18 protein-coding genes and 1 tRNA gene are annotated in these 19842 nt (G+C 55.6%); all 19 read right to left on the bottom strand.

The genetic code is table 11. From position 1 onward, the window contains the following. Positions 1-13: 13 nt before the first annotated feature. Positions 14-1516 carry an aldehyde dehydrogenase family protein gene (locus tag ABFX35_RS14605; RefSeq protein ID WP_346081916.1) on the bottom strand — a complete coding sequence of 501 codons (1503 nt, stop codon included), beginning with the start codon at positions 1514-1516 and terminating at the stop codon, positions 14-16. A 50-nt stretch (positions 1517-1566) separates the two neighbouring features. Continuing rightward, positions 1567-2352, bottom strand: a complete 786-nt coding sequence (gene pduB / locus ABFX35_RS14610; protein ID WP_346081918.1) for a propanediol utilization microcompartment protein PduB — start codon at positions 2350-2352, stop codon at positions 1567-1569. 21 nt (positions 2353-2373) lie between these two features. Continuing rightward, positions 2374-2655 (bottom strand): propanediol utilization system shell hexameric protein GrpH, encoded by a 282-nt coding sequence (gene grpH, locus ABFX35_RS14615; RefSeq protein ID WP_002438304.1) that lies wholly within the window; start codon positions 2653-2655, stop codon positions 2374-2376. Positions 2656-3020: 365 nt separating this feature from the next. Further along, positions 3021-4232: a propionate kinase gene (tdcD, locus tag ABFX35_RS14620; RefSeq protein ID WP_346081920.1), complete on the bottom strand. Its 1212-nt coding sequence runs from the start codon at positions 4230-4232 to the stop codon at positions 3021-3023. 80 nt (positions 4233-4312) lie between these two features. Further along, positions 4313-4816, bottom strand: coding sequence for a GlcG/HbpS family heme-binding protein (locus ABFX35_RS14625; RefSeq protein ID WP_346081922.1), 504 nt, complete (start codon positions 4814-4816; stop codon positions 4313-4315). 29 nt (positions 4817-4845) lie between these two features. Beyond that, on the bottom strand, positions 4846-5118 hold the full coding sequence (locus ABFX35_RS14630) for a EutN/CcmL family microcompartment protein (RefSeq protein ID WP_095848136.1): 273 nt from the start codon (positions 5116-5118) through the stop codon (positions 4846-4848). 13 nt (positions 5119-5131) lie between these two features. Then, positions 5132-5878, bottom strand: a complete 747-nt coding sequence (locus tag ABFX35_RS14635) for a hypothetical protein (protein ID WP_346081924.1) — start codon at positions 5876-5878, stop codon at positions 5132-5134. A gap of 55 nt (positions 5879-5933) precedes the next feature. Then, a complete protein-coding gene (gene pduL / locus ABFX35_RS14640; RefSeq protein WP_346081925.1) occupies positions 5934-6614 on the bottom strand; it encodes a phosphate propanoyltransferase in 681 nt (226 codons plus the stop codon). Positions 6615-6754: 140 nt separating this feature from the next. Further along, positions 6755-7873, bottom strand: coding sequence for a 1-propanol dehydrogenase PduQ (locus ABFX35_RS14645; RefSeq protein WP_346081926.1), 1119 nt, complete (start codon positions 7871-7873; stop codon positions 6755-6757). Between the two features lie 257 nt (positions 7874-8130). Beyond that, positions 8131-8739, bottom strand: coding sequence for an ATP-dependent Clp protease proteolytic subunit (locus tag ABFX35_RS14650; RefSeq protein WP_346081927.1), 609 nt, complete (start codon positions 8737-8739; stop codon positions 8131-8133). A gap of 268 nt (positions 8740-9007) precedes the next feature. Next, on the bottom strand, positions 9008-10168 hold the full coding sequence (locus tag ABFX35_RS14655) for an NAD-dependent formate dehydrogenase (protein WP_346081928.1): 1161 nt from the start codon (positions 10166-10168) through the stop codon (positions 9008-9010). A gap of 133 nt (positions 10169-10301) precedes the next feature. Then, positions 10302-11222 (bottom strand): LysR family transcriptional regulator, encoded by a 921-nt coding sequence (locus ABFX35_RS14660; RefSeq protein ID WP_346081929.1) that lies wholly within the window; start codon positions 11220-11222, stop codon positions 10302-10304. Between the two features lie 313 nt (positions 11223-11535). Next, positions 11536-12909, bottom strand: a complete 1374-nt coding sequence (locus tag ABFX35_RS14665; protein ID WP_346081931.1) for a TolC family protein — start codon at positions 12907-12909, stop codon at positions 11536-11538. Beyond that, positions 12906-14846 (bottom strand): MacB family efflux pump subunit, encoded by a 1941-nt coding sequence (locus ABFX35_RS14670; protein ID WP_346081932.1) that lies wholly within the window; start codon positions 14844-14846, stop codon positions 12906-12908. The genes ABFX35_RS14665 and ABFX35_RS14670 overlap by 4 nt, the downstream gene beginning before the upstream one ends. Next, positions 14843-16009: an efflux RND transporter periplasmic adaptor subunit gene (locus ABFX35_RS14675; protein ID WP_095848127.1), complete on the bottom strand. Its 1167-nt coding sequence runs from the start codon at positions 16007-16009 to the stop codon at positions 14843-14845. Before ABFX35_RS14675 ends, ABFX35_RS14670 begins: the two co-directional genes overlap by 4 nt. 398 nt (positions 16010-16407) lie before the next feature. Continuing rightward, positions 16408-16483 (bottom strand) — tRNA-Gly (locus ABFX35_RS14680). 143 nt (positions 16484-16626) lie between these two features. Further along, positions 16627-17175: a CDP-diacylglycerol--glycerol-3-phosphate 3-phosphatidyltransferase gene (gene pgsA / locus ABFX35_RS14685; protein ID WP_095848122.1), complete on the bottom strand. Its 549-nt coding sequence runs from the start codon at positions 17173-17175 to the stop codon at positions 16627-16629. A gap of 57 nt (positions 17176-17232) precedes the next feature. Then, positions 17233-19065, bottom strand: a complete 1833-nt coding sequence (gene uvrC / locus ABFX35_RS14690; protein ID WP_346081935.1) for an excinuclease ABC subunit UvrC — start codon at positions 19063-19065, stop codon at positions 17233-17235. Then, positions 19058-19714, bottom strand: coding sequence for a UvrY/SirA/GacA family response regulator transcription factor (uvrY, locus tag ABFX35_RS14695; RefSeq protein WP_095848120.1), 657 nt, complete (start codon positions 19712-19714; stop codon positions 19058-19060). Before uvrY ends, uvrC begins: the two co-directional genes overlap by 8 nt. Between the last annotated feature and the right edge of the window lie 128 nt (positions 19715-19842).

Raw genomic sequence — 19842 nt, forward strand, 5'->3', positions numbered from 1 at the left:
CCCCCGCCGAGCGTTAGCGAATATTCAGCGCTTCAACCATGATGCAGTGCCGTTTCCTGGCAAAATTGCGCGCCGACGTGAGCCCTTCGCCGGTCGGGCCAGCAATGGTAAACGTGGTGTGCCCTTCGCCCCCTACCCCCAGCCCCGCATACGAAGGGCCGTTCTTGACGAAAATGGTGGTCTGAATCTGCCGCGCCATTTTGGTCAGTTTGTCGACGTTGGTGGAGTGCATGATGGCGGTATGGCGATTGCCATGCTCAACCTGCACCGCCAGTTCGATCGCTTCATCCACATTCTCCACACGTACCACAGGCAGCACCGGCATCATGAGTTCATGCACCACGAAGGGATGCGTTTTCTCGGTTTCGATGACAATCACCTTAACCTCCGGCGGCGCGGCGATGCCGATCTGCTGGAGCAAGTAGCCGGCATCTTTCCCGACAAACGCGGTATTCGGCCCATTGCCCTGTTCATTCATCACCAGGCGCTGCAACTGCTGAATCAGCGCTTTATCGCACAGCAAATAACCGCCGCTCTTCTTCATGCAATGGATCAGGTAATCGGCGACCTGGTTCACGACAATCAGTTCTTTTTCCGCTACGCACGGCAGGTTGTTATCAAAACTGCAGCCCTTGATGATGTCCCGGGCGGCTTTTTCAATATCGGCCGTTTCATCCACCACCACCGGTGGATTACCGGCGCCGGCGCCGATGGTTTTTTTGCCCGACGACATCACCGTTTTCACGATCGCCGGGCCGCCGGTCGCCACCAGCATATTGATGCGCGGATCGCTAATCAGCGCGTTGGTGTTGTCAATCGAAGGCTGCGCCACCGTGACGACCAAATTGGCCGGCGCGCCCAGTTGCGCCAGCTTGTCGTTGATCAGTTCCACCGCATATAAAGACACTTTTCTTGAACGCGGATGGGGGCTGAATATCACGGTATTTCCCGCCGCCAGCATACCGATACTGTTGTTGATGATGGTTTCGGTCGGGTTGGTCGTCGGGGTGATCGAACCAATCACGCCATAGGCGGAATATTCAACCAGGGTTAACCCGCTGTCCCCACTGCAGGCGCTGGTGGCCAAATCTTCCAGCCCGGGCGTCTTCAGCGCAGCCATGCGGTTTTTGATCAGCTTATCCTGGTAGTTCCCCATGCCGGTTTCTTCCACCGCCATGCGAGAGATGGTTTGCAGCACCTCATCCTGAAGAAAAACGCTGCGAATGCCGTTGATAAACGCAGTGCGGTCCTGCATTGAGCAATAACGATACTGGACCTGCGCGGCAACCGCTGCGGCAATGGCCTGATCCATGCTGGCGAACACCCCGTTGCCCGCCGCGGGCGCCGGTTGCACCTGCTGCGCCAGCGCCTGGGCCACGATATCATCCAGGCCGGCCAACACCGCCGGCTGGGCGCTCGCCGGCGCTGCGGTTGGCATCACGGCAGCGGCAGGCGCCGCTTTCGTGTATTTGCTCAGCACATTCGATACCGCTTGAGCTATTTCAATATCATTCATCTTTTCGATTCCTTACCCACACCGCACGCACGCTTCGCCATCCGAGGGTTTCAGATATAGGGCGTTGTGGTGGATTTAATTTCTGCTGGATCTAACGTGGCCAGGAGCTGCATCCCAACGTCACGGGCCGCAATCACCGCCTGGCGAACGGCGCCGGAATCCCCGGCAAAGGTAAAAATCACTTCGTTGCTGAAACTGGTGCCTTTACTTGGGCTGGCATAGCCAATCGGCTCTATCACCGCGGATTTTGCCGCCGTATCCGCAATCACCACGCCGATCGCCGCCGGGGAGGCGCAGGTCATGCCGAAAGACTTACCGACCGGCGCGCAGAAGGCTTTATTCAGCGCGTAGCTGGCGCGGGCGGTGTATTGAAACTCAAGGTGGCCGGCGGGCGAACCATAAACGTCGCCCATCGTGCGTTCAATTTCGGACAGCGCAACTTCAATGGCGCGCCGAACGTCGGAAACATCTTCCGCCCCGAAGATAATCAAACAACCATGCCCACCGCCCCCTTCCGTATCGCGGGCCAGTTCGATGACCAATATTTCACTGTTGGTCGCTTTAATCGCTTCATCGGCGGCAAAAATATGCGGCCCGGCGCCGGTGCGCGCACCAAGAATACCGATAGAGCGATATTTCTTGTCGATATTCATAATTTCATGCAGCTGATTATCGACGTTCGCAATGACCAGACCAATGGTATGGCCGATTGCAGTACCGACAAATTCAGTCAGGCCGCAGCCCATGAACGAAGCCGCGGTCGAGCCTTTGGTGGGAGCGTCGGTCTGTTTTGTCATCACTTCAGATATAATCTGCTCAACAAGATTATCTCTCATGGTCAGTATCCTCTGTAGTTATTAACCGACGGCTTTTGGCAGAATTTTTTCCACTTCGATATGCGGGCGCGGAATAACGTGTACGGAGACCAATTCGCCCACTTTCCCCGCCGCCGCAGAGCCTGCGTCAGTGGCCGCCTTAACCGCGCCCACATCACCGCGCACCATTACCGTTACCAGGCCGGAACCAATTTTTTCATAGCCAACCAAGGTCACATTGGCGGATTTCACCATGGTGTCAGCGGCTTCAATTGCGGAGACCAAACCTTTTGTTTCAACCATTCCTAATGCTTCTTGTTGCATAACGACCTCGATAATTCCGATAGAGAGTAAAGGTGCACAAAGCAATAACGCATCGCCGATGTGCGTAATATATTCATACAAGTTAATGTTATGGCTATTTAGCGGAAATGTTTTGCCCGTCAGCGGGACTTTCTTGTTATATCGCCCGTAAACCGGACAACAAAATCCACCTGTGGTTAAAAACGTGGCCGGAAATAATAACGCGTTATTAGACACCTAAAATAAACTGTTCAATACGGTGAATTTAGCGGTTATTTTTGTTATCTCCCTCGCATTTTTATTAAATTTTTTACTCTAAATAATTCGAGCTGCAGAAAAGCCAACACACCTGCAACTTTAAGTATGACGAGTATAGCGATATATATTCAGGCTTTTAACAAAACGGCCTGGGACAGCGCCGCCGCATCATGGGCAATCATTTTTTCTTCATTGGTAGGAATGACCGCGACAATCGGTGTGCCCGGCGGAGAAATCACCCCGCTGCGCCCGCCGCAGGTTTGTTCATTTTTTTCCGCATCAAGCCGCAACCCCAGCACGGCCAGCTTTCTGACGGTCAGCGCGCGAATCAACGCCGAATTTTCGCCAATGCCGCCGGTGAACACCAACGCGTTGAGCTGCTTAAGCGAGGTAAGGTGCGCACCGATGTGCCTGGCCAGACGATGCACCATCACATCGATCGCCAGCGCTGCGCGCGGGTTGCCCTGGCTGCGAGCTTCTTGCAACGTTCGGCAGTCGCTGGAAATACCAGAAATCCCATACAGGCCAGACTGCGTATTGACCATGTGGTACAGTGATTCCATCGATTGCCGGGTGCATTTGGCAATGTAGGCGGCGGCGCCAAAGTCCAGATCGCCGCAGCGGGTTCCCATCACCAGGCCTTCCAGCGGCGTCATCCCCATTGAGGTATCAACACTTTTGCCATCTTTTACCGCGCACACCGACGAACCATTCCCCAGATGGGCGATGAGAATGCCGTGATCGTCCGGATCCAAATTAAAGGTGGCAGCAGCCACGCCGGCGATATAGCGATGCGAGGTACCGTGAAAGCCATAACGCCGCACCTGATAGCGCTGCTGATATTCCAATGGGATGGCATAGGTGTAGGCTTCCGGCGGTAATGTCTGGTGGAACGCGGTGTCGAAGACCGCCACCTGCGGCAACGCCGGGAACAGCGCGATAGCGGCCTCAATCCCCAGCAGGTTGGCGGGGTTATGCAACGGCGCCAATACCGAAAGCGCCCTGATCTTCTCAACCACCTCGGCATTCAGCAACACCGAATGTTTAAAGCCGTTGCCGCCGTGGGCGACCCGGTGACCAATAGCGTGGATAGCCGGCAACAGGCGTTGCTGCGCTAATTTATCAAATAACGCTTTTAGCGCCGCGCGGTGATTGGCCGCCGCCAATACCACGGCCGTTTTATTCCCTGCGCGATCCTTAAAGGTCATCACGGCATTATCCAGCCCCAGCCTTTCCGCAATGCCGGATAAAACCGGCGCGTCTTGCCCAAGCGGGATCAGCGAAAACTTAATGGAGGAAGAACCGCAGTTAATCACCAACACCAACGACGTTAAGGACATGCTGCCCCCTAAAGAAAAATGAAAAGAAACCCACGAATTTGGCCGGCCTGCCGCCGATGAGCGCGATAGCGATACGCGGCCTAAGCGATAAGTGAAAAATAGGCGGTGCTAAAGCGCCGCAGTACGTTACGGGCGATCGTCAAATCCTGTTCAACCGTGCCGCCGCTGATGCCGATGCCGCCGATGAGGCGCCCTTGCGCCCACAAAGGAAGCCCGCCGCCAATGCAGCAAATATCGGCCAGATGCGGCAAGCCATAGAGCACGGCGCCGGGCTGCACCAATGCGGCAAGCTCATGGGTCGGCATTTTCAACGCGACCGCGCTATAGGCTTTTTGAAAGGCCAGGGTGTGGCTGACCAACAGCGCGTGATCCATGCTGAAGAAATAGCGCTGGCGCCCGCTGCCATCCACCAGGCTAAACACGATGGGCACACCGCAGGCATCGGCCTCTTGTTGGGCGAACAGGGCTAAATGCGCCGCATCCTGCAGGCTGAACGCAGCCCCCGGTTCCGGCATTTGCCGGGCAATGGCGGCATCAACCCAGCGTTCAATCGGCAAGTATCGGGCAGGATCTGGCGCTGACATAGGCGTTTCCTCATGACGATAAAACGGCGTTATTTCCCATTTAATTCAAGGGAATCCACGATGCCGACCACGGCGGCATCAATCACCGAATGCTCCCGGCCGTTACTAAAGCGCGCCGAGCTGCCGGTGGTGACGATGACGATTTCGCCATTGCCTGCGCCAACGATATCCACCGCCACCTGCACATTGCTGGTGGGTAAGAAATGTTCATCAAGGCGGGCGACGATGAGCAGTTTCGAACCGTTGAGTGAGGCATGCTTGGTGGTAGAAACCAACGCACCGGTCACTTTTGCCAGGTACATGTTCCCTCCTTTATCAGCGTTGCGTAATGGAGATATGCCGCCGCCTGATTTCATCCAGTGCGGCAGGGGTAATCAGCGTATTGCTGTCGGCGGCAAGCGGTTCCCCGGCGGGATGCAGCCGAATATCACGCAGGGTAATCAGCGTTTTTTTCCCCCGCAGTGGCCGGTGCGCACCGGCCACTGCGGTAGGGCATGGGCCGGCGGGTTTGCGCCCTGAAATAACGATGCCATAGCTCGCCAGCACCTGCGCATAGGATGCCAATCTGGCCAGCCACGGTGCGGCCAGACTACCCCCGGACATGGCCAAACATTCGTTATTCAATGTGACAATCACCTGCTTTTGCCGACTCAGCGCATCAAACACCCATTCGCCGGCGATGTTATCGCGGATACCCAGCGCAATTTTGCTCATGCTGTTGCCAGACAAGGCCGGCAAAAAAAGGCAGCCATAAGGGGTATCCTGCATATCGCCTGGCGGCAGCGCATGGCAGACCGCGCTGGGGCACTGGCGCGCGATCGCCTGCATATACTGGGTTTTCAACGGCGAACGGCCGGCACTGTGGGAAAAATACACCCGCAGCGGATAGCCACGGCTCGCCAGCGCAGCCAGGCAATCTAGGGTGGCGGGCAAAGCGAACATATCGTCACCGGTGATCAACACCCGCACGTCTTTATCCCCGGCCGGCACGGCGGGCTTTTTTTGCGCCACCAGCTCAGCGATGATGGTATCCAGCAGTTGGGATAATGCCTGGCTGTCCATAACCCCTCTCGTATTAATACATATATATCGGGCCATACCTCGCGGCAACGGCGGCTTAGGCGATCCGAACCTGGCGCACCCGATCGCCATTACGCAGCCCGAAGCCGTTGGCTTCTTCCACATCGATATGCAGTTCCAGCACCGCATCGGCGCTGGCGCGCACCACAACATGGCGCAAGATGCCGCCACGTTGCCCTTCGGCCTGCACAGCGATCTCCATCCCATCGCGCAAGCCGTATTTTTCCGCTTCCTGTGGTGAAATATGAATATGGCGCCAGGCGACAATCATGCCGTTGGGTTTGATGACGCGCCCCTGCGGGCCGATGATTTCGATCCCCGGCGAGCCGTCAATATCGCCAGACATTCTGACCGGCGCCTTCACCCCCAAGGCGAAACCGTCGGCGACCGAGATTTCAATCTGTGTTGCGCTGCGAAGCGGGCCCAGCACCCGCACATTGGCGATGTCCCCCTTGGGGCCCCGCAGCGTCACCGTCTGTTCAGCGGCAAACTGGCCGGGTTGCTTCACCGCTTTTAACCGCGTCAGCGAGGAGCCGTAGCCGAATAACACATCCATATCCTGCCGGCACAAGTGAACGTGGCGGTTTGAAATGCCGACCGGAATGTCCAATACCTGGCCCCCGCCCATATGCGGCACCTGCGCCGGGCGTTCCCCGGCTGCCAGCTCTTCCAATATCTGCCGGGTGATCCATTCGGCTTGCTGTTGGCTATCTTGCATAAAATTATCGACCTGATGAATAAATGGGATAGTGGCACTGTCGCCCGCTGCCTTTTCTGGCTATTCAGCAACGCGATGGTGTTTTATCTTTCAACCGGCCTTTTTTACCCTTTGAGAGCAAACAGACCGCCCTGGCCTGGCTACCCGGCAATCCGGGTGAGCAACCTATCAATATCTTGCGCCGACGGCGGGCGCGGGTTGGATGCCGTGCAGCCATCGGCCAGCGCGGCATCAATCAACGCTTGGCGTAAACGCTCGAATAGCGCGAGATCCGTGCCCAGCTCGCGTAACGTCGCGGGTATGCCAAACTGCTGATTTAATCCACGGATACTTTCCGCCAATGATGTAATGCGCTGGCGCGGCGGAGTATTCGCTATCCCGATAATTTGGGCGCAGCGGGCATAACGTTCGATAGTCCCTTCCGTTACCGCTTCGCTATTAAATTCAATCAGCAACGGCAATAACATGGCATTGATTTTCCCATGGGGGATATGCAACATACCGCCGATCGCATGCGCCATGCCGTGCACCAGGCCTAAACCGGCGCAATTGAATGCCATCCCCGCCATGCAGGAGGCATTGTGCATGTGCGTGCGCGCCTGAATATCGGTTTCGTCGTTAAATACCTTGGGCAAATACGCCCAGGTCAGCGCAATGGCTTTTTCCGCCAACGCATCGCTAAAATCGTTCGCCCCGCGGGAAACCAGCGCTTCAATCGCGTGCGTCAACACATCCATGCCGGTATCCACCGCTACCTGGCGCGGCACCGTCAGCACCAGGTGCGGATCGAGAATCGCACAGTCCGGCACCAGTTGTTCGGCGATCAAGGGGTGTTTCCGGCCATTTTGCGGATCGGAAATGACCGCGTACGCCGTCACTTCCGATCCCGAACCGCTGGTGGTTGGGATGGCGATTAATTCAATCGGCTGGCCGCGATAGCACTCTTCCAGCGTCACCTTAATCCCCTTGGCGGCATCCAGCGATGAACCGCCGCCCAAGGCCACGATGGCATCCGGTTTGAAGGGTTCGAATAACGCCGCACCGGCCTTGAGAATATCAATGTCGGGATCGGGCTTAACTGCGCTGAAAATAGTGACCTCGGCGCCGGGCATGAAGCTCATCAAATAGTCTGTCTTGCCGGATTTCGCCATAAAATCATCGGTAACAATACCAACGCGTTTATTCTTCAAACCACTTAATGAAGAAATAGCGTCTTCGCCAAAATAAATCCGCGGACTGGAGAAAAAATAGCTGCCCATTATTTTAACTACCTTTATTCGGTTACCGGCACGGTAAACAGAAGGTCAAAATGTATGGGTTAAGCTAACATGGCGTGAGTTTATTGGGGATTTGCATGCTTGTGCAGGTAGAGGATTATTTTGCGTAGCTCCCTTTAAGGGCGGCAAAATAATCCTGAGCAACGCCACAATGGCGATTGCCATGCAAGGCGGTGAAAAGCGCGGGATAACACGTTTGTACAACGCAGGGCTTGCGCCCCACATTGCCAGAATACAGCTTAGGCCAGATTTAATTCGTCATAGCGGGTGACCATGCGCCCGACGATGCCGTAATCAATCGCTTCCTGCGGGTTCATCCAATAGTTGCGATCGGTGTCTTTTTTTACTTTCTCTACCGGTTGCCCGGTGGCATCGGCAATTAATCTGTTCACCCGATCCAGCATGCGCACGATTTCTTTCGCTTCGATTTCAATATCGCTAGCCTGGCCGCGCACGCCGCCAAGCGGCTGATGGATCATAAAGCGCGTGTTAGGCAATGAGTAGCGGCGCTCTTTGGGCGCAGCCAGAAAAATGGTGATCCCGGCGCTGGCCACCCAGCCGGTGCCGATGATATGCACTTCCGGCTTGATGAATTTGATCATGTCGTGGATCGTATCGGCGGCCTCAACGTGCCCACCCTGGCTGTTAATATAGATTTTGATTGGCGCATCGCTGATCCCCTGCAACAGCAGGAGCTGCGATACCACCCGTTCGGTCAATGCCTGGTTGATTTCACCGGAAATAATGATAGAGCGTGAATCCAGCATTTTTTGCTGAATCAGCGCGGAGGACGCGTTTTGTTCGGTTTCTTTGCTTTCATCATCATCTTTCTGAATAGCGAACACCATGGGACTCCCCTTCCATTAGAGTAAACGATGAAACAAGTATATACCCAAAATAATTCGAGTTGCAGGAAGGCGGCAACGCAGCGAATCCCCAGGAGCTTACTGAAGTAAGTGACTGGGGTGAGCGAGGAAAGCCAACACACCTGCAACTTGAAGTATGAAGTGTATACGCCCTGTGCGCTTGATTGGCAGAAACATGACGTTAAACCCAAGGGGATTGCTGGCCGTGCAAATAATAACGGCGGCCGCCGGCCGCCGTTCAGCGCTGCCGTCAGGCCAATTTATAGGCGTTGGCGCCGGCACCCGCCAAATTGCCGCCATCGACAATCAGGTATTCGTGGCGGATCGGCTTGCCTTCCAGGAAGTTCTGCAGGATTTCCAGCGTCCCGGCCGCATAGCGCGCCTGCCCCGACAGTGAGGTGCCGGAAATGTGCGGCGTCATGCCCTGATGCGGCATACGCCGCCATGGATGGTCGATCGGCGCCGGTTGAGGAAACCACACATCGCCGCCATAGCCCGCCAATTGCCCGGTTTCCAGTGCGTGGACGATCGCATCGCGCTCACACAGTGCGCCGCGGGCGGTATTGATCAGGTAGGCGCCACGCTTGAACTTCGCCAGGAAGGCCGCATTGACGAACCCCTGGGTTGCCGGGTACAGCGGCGTCTGCAGGTTAACCACATCGCAGACGCTGACCAGCGACTCCGGCGTATCATGGTAAATTAAACCCAGCTCCTTTTCGCACTCCGCCGACAAACGGTGAGGATCATAATAATGCAGTGGCATATCAAAGGGTTTTAAACGGCGCAGCACCGCCAGCCCAATGCGCCCGGCGCCCAGCGTGCCGAAATGCATCCCTTCCACGTCATAGCTACGCGCCACACAGTCCGCAATGTTCCAGCCGCCGTTGTTGGCGATTTGATGCGCCGGCAGGTAGTTGCGCACCAGGGCCAGTACCGTCATCACCACATGCTCCGCCACGCTGATGGAGTTGGAGAACGTCACCTCGGCCACGGTGATGCCGCGTTCGGCGGCGGCCTTGAGATCGACATGGTCGGAACCAATGCCGGCGGTCAGCGCCAGTTTAAGCTTCTTCGCTTTGGCAATGCGTTCAGCAGTCAAGTAAGCCGGCCAAAACGGCTGGGAAATGACCACATCGGCATCCGGCAAATGGCGTTCAAATACCGAATCCGCGCCTTCTTTGTCACTGGTCACAATCAGCTCATGGCCCTGACTTTCCAGATAGCGACGTAATCCCAATTCCCCAGATACGCTGCCGATCAGCTCGCCGGGGGTAAAGCCCAATTCGCCAGCCGGCGTCGGCGCCGTCTGGCCATTCGGATAGCAACGGATATCAGGGATGCTGTCGCGGGCATAAACCGGCGGAAAACCGGTAACAGGATCGGGATACAATACGCACAAAATCTTGGACATCGTTATCTCCATTTAACCTTTTAGGATGGTTACATAGCTGTGGCTTCCAGCCATATACCTTGTAACGCAGCCAGTCTGGGCGCTGGCTACTACCCCGTCCAATTGTTTGAAAATATCAGCAGATAGCCCATACCTATCTGCGCATGCCGGCAATCGCCTGGTCGATTTTGCACGGCAAGTCGAGCTGGCTCGTCATCCCCCAAACCCGGTCCAATACTGCCGGCTGGCTTTCTTTACGCAGGCGCAGCAGGCTCATCTGTGGTAACGGTGGAGATGCTATCGGGTGAACAACGATGCCATTGGTGATCAAATAGTCGGGGATCGCGCTGATCGGCGCGATACTGCAGGCCTGGCCGCTGCTGACCATTTCATACAGCACGCTGAGCGCGTTGGTCTCGACCACCACCAGGGGAACCACCTCGGCCTGATGAAAAGCCTGTTCGATCACCCGGCGGTTTTGCATCTCGTGGTTAAACAGGCACAGCGGCAGCGCCCCAACTTCGGCCCAGTTGAAAGCTGCGCCGGCCGGTGGCGCGACTTCACCATTAGACAACAGCACAAAGCGCTCGGCATACAACGGTAGGGTTTCATAGATCGCCTCCGGGTGCCGTTCGGCATAGGCAATGCCCAAATGCAAATCCTGCTTTTTTAGCCGGTTAAGAATTTCCCGGGTACTAAGGGAAAAAACTTTAAGGCTCAGCCGCGGAATAGCGCGCCGATACTCCCTGATCAGCATGGAAACCGCGTGCATGGCCGAGGGCACCACCCCAATCACCAGATGCCCCCCGGCGACGGCCTGCGCCAGGGCCGCTTCTTGCTTTAGCCCGTCCAACGAGGACAGGGTCTGTCTGGCCCAGGCCAGCACCCGCTCACCTTCCGGCGTAAAGCCCTGAAAGCGACGATCGCGCTTAATGATAGTAATACCCAACTCACGCTCCAGCTGGCGGATAGCCACGGATAAAGACGGTTGCGAAACCCAGCAACTCTCTGCGGCCTGCGCAAAATGTTGATGTTCCGCCAATGCAAGCAGGTAGTGAAGTTGTCGCAGGAACACAGTTAGCCCCTTTTAAAATAAGGAAATTCCATTAAAAACGTATTGTTGAAGGCAGCAGCGGAGACTGCCCTCCTTCATCCAGGGCAATAAACGATGGGTTCATTTCACCTGAATGCGTTCAAACATAGTCCAGGTTGCGGGGAAAAGGAGGAAAGCACCGGATACGCGGCCAGTTTTTTTGCCAGAGATGGCAACGCAGGCGTAAAGAGAACAGCGGCGGAAGGAAGAAACCACGGGGATGTAGCGACGGGAACATGGGCTTCGCCCCCGGCAACCGTGGCTTAGCGCACAACAACCAGCGGGTCAGCCTGGCTTATTGGCAATCGCCCCCGCCTAACTCAAGATAAATCTGCGCCAGGTTTTGCAACTGCTCAAAACGATTGGTGTCCAGGGCAACCTGGGCCATGCGCCGGGTCTCCTGCGCATCCAGCCAAAAGTTGATGGGCGTGGCCCCATTACGATAGCGGATTTCATACATGCTTTCCGATTGCTGCGCCAACTCCAGCGCGTGGCTTAACAGCTGTTCCTGTTTTAGCAGTTGGCCACGCAACGTCAGAGCATTATCGACATCGGCCATAGCGGCATACAGTGCCTGTTTGAAATCAATGACCCGTTGTTCATAATCGTTGCGGGCAATGTTCACATTGATATTCATTGTCCGCCACTGCAGGAACGGCAATGTTAACCCGGCATCAACAGCGGCGACCGGGTTACTCAGGAAGCGTACCAAGGCGTTACTGCTGGTGCCGAGTGAGCCGGTCAGGCTGAACGCCGGATAAAGCTGCGCCCGCTGCACGTCGACATTCGCCAGCGCTTCCCGTAACCGCAGCTCCAGCGCTCTGATATCGGGCCGGCAAGCCAGCACGCTGGCCGGGATCCCCGGATTAACCTGCGGAAAAGGCCCACTGGGCAGGTGGGCTGGGTTCACTACCGTGCTCCCGCTCTTGGCCCCCAGTAACACGGCCTGCATGTTCAGCGCGCTTTGCCGTTCGCTTAACAGCGCCAGGTGGCTATTTTCCTGATTAACGACATTTTGCTCGGCAGCAATCCTATCCAGCGCAGAAACATCGCCGGCTTGAAAGCGGGCGGTAACCAGCCGCAGGGAGTCGTTCGCATGGTCAATACTCTGCTGACTGATGGCGATACGCTGGTTCAAAAACTCCAGTTGCCAGTAGTTCGAGCTGGCATTTGCCAGCAGCGTCAGCCGGGCTTCATCCAGCTCCTGCTCGGTGGCCTCACGCTCCCAGATCGCCGCATCCTGCTGGCGGGCCAGTTTGCCCCACAGATCCGCCTCATAACTGACGCTGACTGTGGCATAGCTGCTCTTGCTCCAGGGAAGCGAACGGTCTAACGGCCGGTTACGGCTGGCACTCAGCGTACCGCTAACCACCGGCTGATGCTCGATGCCGGTCAGTTGCTCATTCAACTGCGCGCGATACACTCGCAGCGCCGCAAGCGCCAGATCGTTATTTTTCGCGGCGACCAAATCCAGCCAGCGGATTAACGCCGGATCGTTGAAATCACGCCAGGAAAAGGGCACCGCCTCACCGGCTGCGCCGGCCTGCCGCCAATGCGCGGGGTAGTCAATCACCGGCGGCGCGTATTCGCTGCGCAAGGCATTTCCACAGCCTGCGCTGAGCATGACGGCAGCCACCAAGCCCAGATGGGGGATCCATTTTTTCATCATTCCCTCGCCAGAGACAGAACCGGATCCATCCGCGCGGCTTTGCGAGCAGGGAGATAGCCGAAAATCATGCCGATAAGGGTTGAACAGAAAAAGGCCAATACCGCAGTATGCCAAGAGCTGACGGCCGTCAGTACACCGCCTGACAGCGTGGAGAACAACGGGCCGATCCCCAGCGAGATAGCGATACCCAAAATGCCGCCCGCCAGGCAGACCAATACCGCCTCGATCATAAACTGTTGCATGATATCGCTCTCGCGGGCTCCCACTGCCATACGCACCCCGATTTCGTGGGTGCGTTCAGTGACGGAAACCAGCATGATGTTCATCACCCCGATACTGCCGATGATCAGCGCAATGGCCGAAATCATCAAAATCAACATGCGGAAAGTCATGGAGGTATGCTCGATAGTGCGGCGGAATTGATCGAGATTGAAAAGCCTGAAGTCCTCGGCGCCATGGCGTTGTCTCAGCAGTTGGCCGATCGCGCCGACCGCCGCTTCATCCGCAACGTTCTCTTGCAGTTGCAGGGTGATGCTGTTGAGCGAAGATCGATTAACCAAGCGGCGCATCACGGTAGTATAAGGCAGCCAGACATTGAGGGTATTCGGGTTCATATTTTGATTGCTGTGCGCCACGCCGATAATTCTTACCGGCACATCCCCCAGGAAAACGATCTGGCCCAGCGGGCTGCCCTGTTCATTATCAAACAGCGTTTTAACCAGACCGTCTTCGATAATGACAACCTGCTGTGCATCAAGATCGTTATAAAAATTGCTCCCCTCGATGAGACTGATGCCGCCGATGCGGAAAAAATCGCGGCCGACGCCATTGATCGCGGTATTGGCCGATTTGCCCTGAAAGCGGATCGGCTTTAAGGTGGTAATCATGGGGCTGGCACTGGCAACCACGCCCAGGCCAGCCAACGCATCCACATCCGCCGGGATCAGGGTATGAAAGCTTTTGGGGACCCCCTTGGAATAATCCACCGCAGGGTAAATATTGACCATGCTCGAGCCCAGGTTCTGGATGCTTTGCAACGTACGCTGCCTGGCCCCCTCGCCCAAGCCGGCAACGCTCACCACGGCGGCGATGCCGAAAACAATGCCAATCATGGTCAGCCCCGTTCGCAGTCGGTGAGCCGCCATGGTTTTCAACGCCATGCGCAACGATTCACGCACACGGTCAAACAGGCTACGCCAATAGCGTTGCCCTGCGATACGCGGGCGCAGATGCGGCTCATGAGTAGCAGATATCTTCTGGCCGCTGTCAGCCACGATCTCACCGTCACGCAGCTCAATGATACGCTGAGCATGTTGGGCGACCGCCATATCGTGGGTGACGATGATAACGGTATGCCCACGCTGGTTAAGGCTGGCGAGGATTTGCAGCACCTCTTGCCCGGAATGGGAATCAAGCGCGCCGGTAGGTTCATCCGCCAGAATGACTTCCCCACCGTTAATCAGGGCGCGGGCAATGCTCACCCGCTGCTGCTGGCCGCCGGAAAGCGCCCCCGGCTTATGGTGTTCATAGCCGGCAAGCCCCAGTTGGCCCAGTAGTTGAGTGGCGCGTTCGCGCCGTTCCCGACGATCAGCGCTGGCATAAATCGCCGGGATTTCCACATTCTCCAGCGCACTGGTGTCCGGCATCAGGTGATAACGCTGGAAAACAAAGCCAATATGCTCACGCCGCATGCGCGCCAGCTCGTCTGGGGAAAGTAAGGCGGCATTCTGCCCGCCGATGAAATAGTCCCCACCGTCGGGCACATCCAGGCACCCCATGATATTGAGCAATGTTGACTTGCCGGAACCAGACGCACCGATGATCGCCACCATCTCGCCGGGGGCGATCGCCATGTCGATCCCTTTCAACACCCGGGATTGCGTGCCGCCGTTGGTGTAGGTGCGGCTGACATTGCGCAACTCGATGATGGTGTTCATCGGGTGTTCGCCGCCCCGTTCTGCGTTGATGACAACACCACGCGTTCGCCCGGCTTCAGGCCCGCCAGCACCTGTATATCCACGTTATTGGTGATGCCGGTGGTGATCTCACGCGCCTGCGGTTTATCGTCGGCACCCAGTATGAGCACTTCGCGTTTGCCGCCCGGTTTATTGGACACTGCCTGCAGGGGAATCAACGGGGTATTTTTGGCCTCGGCCCTGAGTATGGATACCTGCGCCGTCATCGCAATGCGGAATTTGTTTTCCGCATTCGGCACATCTAACAGTGCGTTATAATAAACCGAAGGGTTATCACTGCCGGAGGATGACTGGCTAACAGAAAGCGCGTCGTCCTGCATAACAGACTCCGGCGCAAGTTCCACGCTGCGTAATATCGCGTTGTAGCGTTCCCCCGGTTCGGAAAAAATAGTGAAGTAGGCTTTCTGGCCTATCGTGACATGGGTGATATCCGCCTCGGATATTTGCGCTTTAATATGCATGACATCCAGTTTGGCCAGTTTGGCGATAGTGGGCGCCGTTTGATTCGCATTGACCGTCTGGCCTTGTTGGGTGATAACTGCAATGACGGTGCCGTCCATCGGCGCCAAAATCTTGGTATAGCCGAGAGCAAGCTTTTTGTTATCCACTTCGATTTGCGCTTGCAGAATCTGGGCCTTTAGCGCCAGCAGATCGGCCTGGGTCGTCGCCAGCGTGGCTTCCGCGCTTTCATAATCCTGTTGGGAACTGGCATTATCGCTCAGCATTCTTTTTTGCCGGCGAAACTCGGCTTCCACCTGTTTCAAGGCGGCCTGCTTGGCTAATTGTTGGGCGTAGGCCACATTGAGCGCCGCTTCGGCATTGCGCAACTCATTACGTTGCGGCAAATCATCGATTTCGGCTATAAGCTGGCCCTTATGAACATGATCCCCCACTTTGATCTTCAGTGATTTCACCTGGCCCGACACTTGCGCGCCAACGTTGACGCGATCAATCGCATCCAGTTTGCCGGCGGCCAGTATGGTATTTTCGATGTCGCCGTTACGAACCGGCACGGTGATATAGGTTAACGGTGCCGCACGCGGCCAGAAAAGCAACAAGGCCATAGCGATAATCATCGCGCCTATCAGGGCGACACCTCGCTGGCGGCGTTGGGAAAATAGCATCAACCCAAGGTCCTTATGTCATTGATAAGCGGCTCCCGCCGCTTTACAGCAGGCCGGCATCAGCCGCTCACGATAAGTTCTGGCGGCGCTCAAGCCATTTTTTCCGAGACTCGTCCTATATGTGCAATAAGAATGGAAAAGTGACACCATCATTAGAAAAAAATGATGGGTGAAAAGCTGTACAGATTGCGCCGGTTTTTCGCACAGGCAGGAAAGTTAGTGGCAAATCCTCGACCTGTCACCACTTCGCGCTAGCAAGGATGCGGAGCTTCACCCACCTGGATGTATGGACTAAAAAGTTTCGGATGTAAGGGATTGCTGAGATGTTCGCTGAAACGAAAAAAGGACCCGAAGGTCCTTTTTTGTTGGCCTGCGGCGTTATCCACAAGCACATAATTTGGAGCGGGAAACGAGGCTCGAACTCGCGACCTCAACCTTGGCAAGGTTGCGCTCTACCAACTGAGCTATTCCCGCATTATCATAACGCATTGATTCGTTGCTAACTTTTTGCAAACCACCGCAGCTGCCTGATGCGGTGCATTCTACTTACCTGATGCATTGAGTCAATAGAATTATTGCGCCGCTGCAGCCGTTTGCCGATTTTTACAGCGTTTTGATCAGGGTTCCAGCAAATCTTTGCGTGCCGCATTCAGGTACTGGAACATTGACCAGAACGTCAGCACGGCGGCAATGTACAACAGGCCAAACGCCACATATTCCACGGTGCGATCCGGCCGCCAGAGCAAGCCGACCAGCGACATCATCTGGGCGGTGGTTTTCACCTTGCCGATCCATGAAACCGCAACGCTGCTGCGCTTGCCAATTTCCGCCATCCATTCACGCAGCGAAGAAATGATAATTTCCCGGGCGATCATCGTGGCGGCCGGCAGCGTGATCCACCAAGTGTGATAGTGTTCCGCTACCAGCACCAGCGCGATAGCCACCATCACCTTATCGGCAACCGGATCAAGAAAGGCGCCAAAGCGGGTTGTTTGTTTCCAACGGCGTGCGAGAAACCCATCAAACCAATCGGTTACGGCAGCAAACACAAAAATAATCGCGCACACCATGGAAGCCCATTTGAAAGGCAGGTAAAAAGCCAGAACAAAAAACGGGATCAGCACTACGCGAAACAGGGTAAGCCAAGTCGGTATATTTAATTGCATATGCTACGGTAACTATCTGGCTGGAGTGGAAATTAAGAGTATGTTGCTACATTACCCTCAGTGTTTCAATGCATTGTGTATCTTTTCTGCCAATGCATGTGAAATACCCGGCACTTTTGCAATTTCCTCAATGCTGGCATTCAATAAAGGTTGAAGTCCGCCCATATACTTCAACAGTACCTGCCGCCGTTTTGGCCCAACGCCCTCGATCTGTTCCAGCGCGCTGGTGTTCCTGACCTTTGCCCGGCGCTGGCGGTGCCCGGTGATTGCATGATTATGCGAATCATCGCGAATATGCTGAATCACATGCAGCGCCAGAGAGTCCGGCGGTAAAGAAAACCCCTCGCCTTCCGGTTCGAAAAACAGCGTTTCCAACCCCGCACGACGATCGCTGCCCTTGGCAATGCCAATCAGCAGCGGTTTGGTTTTATCCCAGGGCACGTTGAGCGCAGCGAACACGTCTTTCGCCATCCCCAGTTGGCCTTTGCCGCCATCGATAAAAATGACGTCCGGGATTTTCTTCTCTTCCAACGCCTTGCCGTAGCGCCGTTTCAACACTTGCGCCATCGCCGCGTAGTCATCGCCCGGCGTAATATCGCTGATATTGTAACGGCGGTATTCCGAACGCAATGGGCCATTGCCGTCGAACACGACGCAGGAAGCCACCGTTTGCTCCCCCATGGTATGGCTGATGTCGAAACACTCCATACGGTTGATTTCCGGCAGCTTCAACACCCTGGCCAATTCCGCCAAGCGTTGATGGATCGTCGACTGTTGGGAAAGTTTGGTCGTCAGTGCCGTTGCCGCATTGGTACGCGCCAGCTTCAGGTAGCGGGCGCGATCGCCGCGCGGCTTGCTCTGGATCTGGATCTTGCGGCCCGCCATATCAGAAAGCGACTGCGCCAATAGATCTTTTTCCGCCAGACTGAAATCCAGCAGGATCTCCGCCGGCAAGGTGCGCATCTGGCTGCCCTGCAGGTAAAACTGGCCGACAAACGTCTGCACTACTTCGCCCAGATCGGTATCGCCCGGCACCTTTGGAAAATAGCTGCGGCTGCCCAGCACCTTGCCCTGGCGGATAAATAGCACGTGCAAGCACGCCATTCCGGCTTCAAATGCCACGCCAATCACGTCCAGATCATCCCCGGAACCGGAAACAAACTGCCGCTCGGTCACGCTGCGCACCGCCTGAATTTGATCGCGAATGCGCGCCGCCTCTTCAAAGTGAAGCGCTTTGCTGGCCGTTTCCATCCGCGCGATCAACTGGTGCAACACCTGTTGATCTTTGCCGGAAAGGAACAGGCGCACATACTCCACCTGCTGGCGGTAATCCTCTTCGCTGACCAGCCCGGCGACACAGGGGCCCAGGCAACGGCCAATCTGGTACTGCAAACAGGGGCGGGAGCGGTTGCGGTAGGCGCTGTTTTCACATTGGCGCACCGGGAACAGCTTTTGCAGCAGCGCCAGCGTCTCGCGTACGGCATAGGAATTGGGAAACGGCCCGAAATATTCGCCTTTTTCATGTTTGGCGCCGCGGTGGATAGCCAGCCGCGGATGCGGATCCGCACTCAGGAAGATCAGGGGATACGATTTATCATCGCGCAACAGCACGTTGTAGCGCGGCTGGTACAGCTTGATATAGTTATGTTCCAGCAGCAGCGCTTCTGTTTCGCTATGCGTAACCGTAACGTCTATCTGCGCGATGTTTTTGACCAGTGTCTCGGTTTTCCGGCTGCCAACCTGAGCGCGGAAGTAGCTGGAAAGACGTTTTTTCAGGTCTTTAGCTTTACCGACATAGATAACCTCAGCAGTGGCGTCATACATGCGGTAGACGCCAGGCTGGCTGGTGACGGTTTTTAGGAATGCTTTGGCATCAAAACGTTCAGTCACTGCTTAGCAACGTCTCCGCGTTGAACATGCCGTGGCGGATCGCCAAGTGGGTCAGTTCTACATCACCACTGATATTCAACTTGCTAAACATACGATAGCGATAGCTGTTAACCGTCTTCGGGCTAAGGTTCAACTGCTCAGAAATCTCGTTCACCTTCTTCCCTTTCGTGATCATCAGCATGATCTGCAGTTCACGGTCAGACAGGCAGTCGAACGGGGTTTCCGTTTGCGGCTCAAGCTGGCTTAACGCCATCTGCTGAGCGATGTCGGAGGCAATATAACGTTGCCCCGAATGCACCATACGAATGGCATTGACCACTTCCTGTGGCGCAGCGCCTTTGCTTAGGTAACCCGCAGCCCCAGCCTGCATCACCTTGGCCGGCAAGGGATTCTCAGTATGGATAGTCAACATAATCACTTTGGTATCAGGCGCATAACGCACAATTTTGCGGGTAGCTTCCAGCCCGCCGATACCAGGCATATTCATATCCATCAAGATGATATCTGCGGTATTTGCCCGGCACCATTTTACGGCGTCTTCGCCGCATTGAGCCTCACCGGCAACCTTTATGCCTTTGATATCTTCAAGAATGCGTCGTATCCCTGCGCGCACCAGTTCGTGGTCATCAACAAGAAGAACGCTAATCAAGGAAATTCTCCAAAAAAAGGGGAGTAACGCAATCAACCTCTGTTTCTTAACACCAATATTACTTGTTTTTTATCAAGGAATGAATACAGATTAAAACATACTCTCAGTAAACTTTTGCGAAACAGGCC

Source organism: Gibbsiella dentisursi, assembly GCF_039539505.1.
In the GTDB taxonomy this organism is placed as follows: domain Bacteria; phylum Pseudomonadota; class Gammaproteobacteria; order Enterobacterales; family Enterobacteriaceae; genus Gibbsiella; species Gibbsiella quercinecans.

Coding starts and splice junctions, on each gene's coding strand:
- ABFX35_RS14605 (WP_346081916.1), bottom strand. CDS start 1,516: ATGAATGATATTGAAATAGCTCAAGCGGTATCGAATGTGCTGAGCAAA.
- pduB (WP_346081918.1), bottom strand. CDS start 2,352: ATGAGAGATAATCTTGTTGAGCAGATTATATCTGAAGTGATGACAAAA.
- grpH (WP_002438304.1), bottom strand. CDS start 2,655: ATGCAACAAGAAGCATTAGGAATGGTTGAAACAAAAGGTTTGGTCTCC.
- tdcD (WP_346081920.1), bottom strand. CDS start 4,232: ATGTCCTTAACGTCGTTGGTGTTGGTGATTAACTGCGGTTCTTCCTCC.
- ABFX35_RS14625 (WP_346081922.1), bottom strand. CDS start 4,816: ATGTCAGCGCCAGATCCTGCCCGATACTTGCCGATTGAACGCTGGGTT.
- ABFX35_RS14630 (WP_095848136.1), bottom strand. CDS start 5,118: ATGTACCTGGCAAAAGTGACCGGTGCGTTGGTTTCTACCACCAAGCAT.
- ABFX35_RS14635 (WP_346081924.1), bottom strand. CDS start 5,878: ATGGACAGCCAGGCATTATCCCAACTGCTGGATACCATCATCGCTGAG.
- pduL (WP_346081925.1), bottom strand. CDS start 6,614: ATGCAAGATAGCCAACAGCAAGCCGAATGGATCACCCGGCAGATATTG.
- ABFX35_RS14645 (WP_346081926.1), bottom strand. CDS start 7,873: ATGGGCAGCTATTTTTTCTCCAGTCCGCGGATTTATTTTGGCGAAGAC.
- ABFX35_RS14650 (WP_346081927.1), bottom strand. CDS start 8,739: ATGGTGTTCGCTATTCAGAAAGATGATGATGAAAGCAAAGAAACCGAA.
- ABFX35_RS14655 (WP_346081928.1), bottom strand. CDS start 10,168: ATGTCCAAGATTTTGTGCGTATTGTATCCCGATCCTGTTACCGGTTTT.
- ABFX35_RS14665 (WP_346081931.1), bottom strand. CDS start 12,909: ATGATGAAAAAATGGATCCCCCATCTGGGCTTGGTGGCTGCCGTCATG.
- ABFX35_RS14670 (WP_346081932.1), bottom strand. CDS start 14,846: ATGAACACCATCATCGAGTTGCGCAATGTCAGCCGCACCTACACCAAC.
- ABFX35_RS14675 (WP_095848127.1), bottom strand. CDS start 16,009: ATGCTATTTTCCCAACGCCGCCAGCGAGGTGTCGCCCTGATAGGCGCG.
- pgsA (WP_095848122.1), bottom strand. CDS start 17,175: ATGCAATTAAATATACCGACTTGGCTTACCCTGTTTCGCGTAGTGCTG.